Origin of the sequence: Maribacter sp., from assembly GCF_049667165.1 — a bacterium.
GTDB lineage: Bacteria > Bacteroidota > Bacteroidia > Flavobacteriales > Flavobacteriaceae > Maribacter_A.
In genome coordinates this window covers 1-5,505 of record NZ_JBATHS010000375.1, presented here as the reverse complement: position 1 = coordinate 5,505, position 5,505 = coordinate 1, and the positions used below count along the sequence as shown (strand labels likewise).

The 5,505-nt window shown below is 41.3% G+C and carries 4 protein-coding genes; all 4 read right to left on the bottom strand.

Annotation, left to right across the window (positions count from 1 at the left end):
• Positions 1–772: hypothetical protein (locus WBM98_RS16870; RefSeq protein ID WP_424367186.1), on the bottom strand; the 772-nt coding region annotated here is incomplete at its 3' end.
• A 240-nt stretch (positions 773–1,012) separates the two neighbouring features.
• Positions 1,013–3,187, bottom strand: coding sequence for a hypothetical protein (locus tag WBM98_RS16865; RefSeq protein ID WP_424367185.1), 2,175 nt, complete (start codon positions 3,185–3,187; stop codon positions 1,013–1,015).
• A 34-nt stretch (positions 3,188–3,221) separates the two neighbouring features.
• Positions 3,222–4,748: a hypothetical protein gene (locus tag WBM98_RS16860; protein WP_424367184.1), complete on the bottom strand. Its 1,527-nt coding sequence runs from the start codon at positions 4,746–4,748 to the stop codon at positions 3,222–3,224.
• A 1-nt stretch (position 4,749) separates the two neighbouring features.
• On the bottom strand, positions 4,750–5,505 hold a 756-nt coding region (locus WBM98_RS16855; protein WP_424367183.1), incomplete at its 5' end, for a hypothetical protein.

Sequence of the window (5,505 nt, the reverse complement as noted above, 5' to 3'; positions counted from 1 at the left end):
CAGATTGCGAAAAATATTTAAACAGGATATCCTTGGCCAATTTTTTAAGATGGATAGCGTTCTTAGGACTTTTTTTTATTTTCTTGCCGGTCATTTGGTGATAGGTTCTTGCAAGAAAATCAATGATGTGGGTGTGCAGCATATTCTCTCCAAGGTTCTCTTCGGATTTCAAAAGCAAGGTTTCGGTATAGTTCTCCTTGTCCACTCCCATTACGCTAATGGTAAGGGCCATCGGATCCAGATTAATCAACAGCACCTTTTTTTTCCTTGACGTACCTTCAATTATATTATACCCATGTAGAGCCGCTTTACCCATGTCGACTACTCCACAAAAGGGTAGGTCGGCCATTTCGAAGGCCATTTTTAATCCCTCGGTTAGATTGATTGAAACTGGTCTTGTCGTCGTTACCATGGCGCCTCGTATAGGATTGTCATCATATACCACAATGTCGCCCTTCAGTTTTTTCAAAAAGATGGAAAGCAGGCCGGAAGCATTCCACGCTACTCCGGTCTGATCCGTGTAAACCGTTCTTTCGTGGTGTTCCAAAGCGTTAAGAAAATGCTTGGCACAGTGCAGATTGTAGTTGTTGGCAATCAAATTGTCCACCAGAATCCCTGTATAGGCAAAATTATCCTCGATATAGATCTTAAGTGAAGTCGCAGATTTATGTTCGTTTGAAATGGCCGCGTCCCTGATGGGAACGACCTCTTCGATTTGGTTCAGCATGGCTGCCGAGATATGGGAATCGTTGATGAAGATGCCTAAATACATATTAAATAGGTTTTTAGTGTTCGATGACTAATTCTTTAGCTTGAACTTGTTGCTTCTGTTTTTAAAATATCAAGTTCAGATTTGCCCTTGGCGGGTTGAAGGTTCAAATTAAAAACTGCATTTAACCATCAACTGGATTACGGAGTAATTTTACCCATTGAGTTTTTCCGGATGAATCTTCACCTGGTTTTTTTAAATTTATTAATCCATACATCTTTTACCTTTTTTTAATTGGTACTATCAGCGTGTTCGCAATGTGCGTTTGAACTTGGTTTCCAATTGGTCAAATTTGATTCGCAATTTGTGGAGCTCGCTTTTGAAGTTCGAAAGCTTTGACTTTTGAATCTTTAGCGAGGCCGTTCGTTTTTGCAAGATTTTTTTCTCCTGGGTTTTCTGCATATGCTTGTTTTCAATATTATGTTTCAAGGCCCTTTCCGCTTCCTTAAGTAGGGTATTTTCACGACTACCCAATTCTTCCACTAGCTTTGAACGCCATTTTTGGACGTTCAGTTTTATAATTTTATCCATATGCTGCTTCAAATCGCTGTTGAGTTTAAAGCGTTCTTTTTCCTTTGCGGCGACCAGTTCCGCATCCATACTTCTTTTACGCGTGATAATGAACCAAGAGATTAAACCCAGTAGGCCAATGAATATGATATAGCGGTAATCCCGCAACCCGGATAGAAAACGTATCAGCCCACCGATTCCAAAACCACGCCGGGTAGAATTAGGAATGGTAAGCAGTTCCAATCCGGGGTCATACAATTTGTCGATTACAAAATTACGGTCCGCATTCGGGTTAAGGTACAGATAGACCATTTGGTCCTGGCTGTCGAAGAAATAGTCTAACCGCTGTTCTGTTTTTGTGCCGTTACCATAATTTTGGGGCACTTCCACACTTTTTACAGCTAATTGGGGTTCGGTGACCAGTTCTCCCTCTATGCCCTTTTCAAAAACATCTTTACCAGGGGCATTATACCTTTCCAGTTCGTTGATAAACCTCCCGAATTCGTTATTACGGGATTCAGGCAAACGATTTATGGCTATCGCCGGTCTATTCTCGTGAAACATTACCGTTTCGTCTACTTTGCCCTTGTCCGCTTCCCCTACCAACGAGGCGAAGAGGGCAAAGATCATCATAAAGGGCATAAGCATAAAAAGTGGGGTGCGCAGTTCCAAGAGAAGGCTTCCAATCCCTTTGGAAATGATCTGTTTTTGGTAGGGCTTGTCCGGTAGTGAATTGCTACCAGATAATACTTCGTTAGTTAACTTGCTATCTATGGGAAGGGTTTCGATTTCGGGCAGATCTAATTGCCATTCCTGAAACTGTTCCCGTATTTCCATTTCCAGATCTTGTATGCCTTTGTTGACCTTAGACAGTATGTCTTCAAAATAATCCATTAATAGTTTGTTGGCCTTCTGGATCTTATCCTGAACAGCGCCTTCGGATATTATAAGAGTCAAATATCTGCTGCCTTTGTTTTCCACAAAACCCAGAAAAGAGGTAATTTCATCTTCCAGTTGCCTATACCCTGGAGCCATCTTATCCAGGTTTTCTGTCTTGTTTTCCACAAGCCTGATCAGCTGCTTATAACCACTGTCAATTTTTAGTTTAAGTAAGCTAAGTTCCTTTCCCGATCGATCTGCAATGTTGTTCTGGATTTGAAGCTCTTTCTTGTAGGTAATCATAGCCTTACCTTGCCATTGTTTTTCCCTTTCCTCTAAATGTTCTTCAATAAAATCGTGTAAATGGTGCGAAATACGAAGATGGTTCAGTAGTTTGGCTACCTTAACCCCTTGAACTACATCCTGGGAAATCAATACTTCATTAATTGTATCATTTAGTTGAGTTATGTTTATGAATTTGGTCAGGACCGAATTTATTCTTGGGACCTGTGTTGGGACAGTTTTCTGCCCATTATCGGATAGGTCTATTAAAATGCAGACTGAGGGATCCATGCCCAATACCCGCAAGGCCAAATCCCAATTGGGGTAATTTTTCCGAATGTCAAGGTCATACACCACGATATTCAACGATTTGGTACATTCGGGCAGAATCCGCACCGGATAATGGTCAAAATGAAACAATTGCATCGTAAATAGAAGTTGGTCGCCAAGGCCGAGGGTACCGGTGGTCTTTCCACCGAAGATCATCCCATCGTCCAGTTCCTTATCTATGCCCAACCATTTTAAGACTTTTTGCAGAGCCGGTGTGCTTTTCTTTTTCGTTAGGAACACAACGCTCGTTTCTATGTTATTTTCACTAGTTAGTTTCGCAGCTTTGGCAGCTAGGTTCTGAATGGCCATAGGGGAACCTAGTTGTTTGGTCAGATTCATCTGTAGCCGGTCCAATTGCCGGATCTCTGACCATATGGTGCTTTCCGCTTTATTTTTGTCTGGCTCTCTCTTCAGCATTTTCCCTTTTTTTGGAATTGTTATTTCCTTTTTATTATTCCTGTAAAACCTTTTCAGTTTCCTTTACTAATTTTCCATTTTGATCCAACTTCTTATTGGCTGAAGTACCTTTTTTCTGAAAAACCTGATTAAGACGCCTTATTTCCCGAAGTTTGACCATATGCCTCTTGGATATGCGTGAATAGAACAGGGCAGAAGACAGACAACCCATTATCGCCAGACCAAGAAATAGCGGTATATCCACCCCCAATAGATCCCTTAAATAAGGTATTCCGGTAAGTTGAAAGACACCGTAGGAAAATATTCCGATACATAATCCTATAAGAAGATTCCTGAAGATGCCGTTCTTAAAATTATAAGGAAAGACAAATGCAATTCCCACGAGGCACCATGCGATGAGACCGTTCAAATACAGGTTTTGGAAAAGGAAAGCCAAGGCAATATACGTTGTCCTTAGCAACATGGTTTTAACACTGTAGGAAATCGAAAAATTGTTGCGAAGCTGATCCACGAGCGCCAATACGGTAGCGTAAGAAATACCTAAAGTAATGCCCAGAACGGCATCGTGCCCAATGGCCGTTGAAATCTGCAATTGATCAGTATTGAAAAGATCCGCAATACCACTGTGTTGACCTACCTCCCAAGATAGCATGAGCCTATAGAACAACCATCCTACAAAAATGCCGATGAGACCGTACCATGCCCTATCGGCCTTGCCGAACTCTTTAGCAAGGGGGTTAAAGAATGACCGGTCTGAAAATTGGTCAAAGAACTCCGCATGCGCGCGCGCGGGTTTGCTGTACGGGAGCTTTTTAAGCCTTTTCCAAGAACTTGGCAGCATTACCTTATTCTCAATAGCTATTACCTTCTCTCGATCACCAATAGGCACAAAAGTGAAGGGGTCTATGCGCGACTTGCCATCTTCCCAGGCATCAAGGTATTTCATAATATGGTTTTGTTTGAACCTATATCTTTGGCGTAATGGTTTGATCAAGAACAAGATGACGGAAAATATCATAAACAGTATGATCGCATTTCCAAGAAGTGTTAGTCCATCTGTATGAGTGTACGGCCTAAGGTCGTAGGTCTTGAAAGCAGACCCCAGAACCGCACTTCTTTCGGCCTCGGAATCATGGTTGTCAACGAGGAGATGCACAATGAAAGTCCTTTTTTCGGTTTTGACGATCGATGCTTTCAAAGGAGGTTGTACGGTTAGGAGCATCCTGTTTTCAGGGAGAGGTTCTTTCTTTCTAATGATGACATCCTTAAAAACGGTATCTCCCTGTTGGATATTAAGATGAAATCGAATACTACCCTTGGAGATTTGCTCTGGTATTGCATTATCACCTAAGGAACAGACTATTTTGATGGCGTTTTCGGTTTCGTCAACGGAAATTCTATCAATGGAAAAGGGATTGTTTCCCGTTTGGCCAAAACCAGGATTACAGCCTGTAAAAAAGAGGAAGACCATGGCCAAAAACCAGCCTTCTTCCCAAAAGGCGCTCTTTCGGAATGATCCGAGACTATCTGTTGCAATATCCCTTTCTATCATTTTGTCCATCTTAAAAATGAATAAATCTTTTATATAAAAGTATCAATAACCCAATCAAACCGATAATCGAAATTAGTTTTATACTGTTGGGAACGCGGATATCCTCACTTACAAGTACGCCACTCTTTTCTACAAAGACCCGCCCTACAGAATCCCTTACCTTGACCGTGTAGGGGCCATCAGGAATTTCTAAGGTCGATAGGTCTATAGAAATATCATCTGTATTGAAACCGATACTCTTTACAGCATATTCCTTGTTTTTTGAATAGTCGAAGAACCCGATGTGGTAAGGACGATTGCCTCCCTCGATCCTGTTGGCCAAAAGTATTTTTTTATCGTAATCAAGTTTTGCGAACCCCTCATTTATAGGATTAAGGGTAATTTTTGGCTTTATGATCAATTTATCTACCCTATCGATATACTTGCCAGAAGGGTATTGATCCTTATATTCCATTATCAATATTGGCTTTTCGTCATCGCTGACTAGGCTGGCCATAAAGAAAAGGACATCTTCTGAGTACTCGCATTCTGTAAAGATGTGTTGGTCGCAGTTCATTTTGTAGATCTGGCAAAGTTGCAGCAGGCTTTTCTTATTGTCGGAAATAAGATCCTGTTCGATTTTGGCCCAGAGTTTGGTCTCTATGGTCTCAGGTTTGTTCAGGGAATCGTTTTGGTCTTTGGTTTTCCTTGGATTATATCTTCTTTTGTAATAGACTGGTCGTTGTACTTTGTTTTCGCTTTCGACAACGGTAGCCAAGGTATCTTT

What these genes read in the sequence shown, in the direction of transcription:
- WBM98_RS16860 (WP_424367184.1), bottom strand. Translation starts at nt 4,748, where the DNA reads ATGGACAAAATGATAGAAAGGGATATTGCAACAGATAGTCTCGGATCA.
- WBM98_RS16865 (WP_424367185.1), bottom strand. Translation starts at nt 3,187, where the DNA reads ATGCTGAAGAGAGAGCCAGACAAAAATAAAGCGGAAAGCACCATATGG.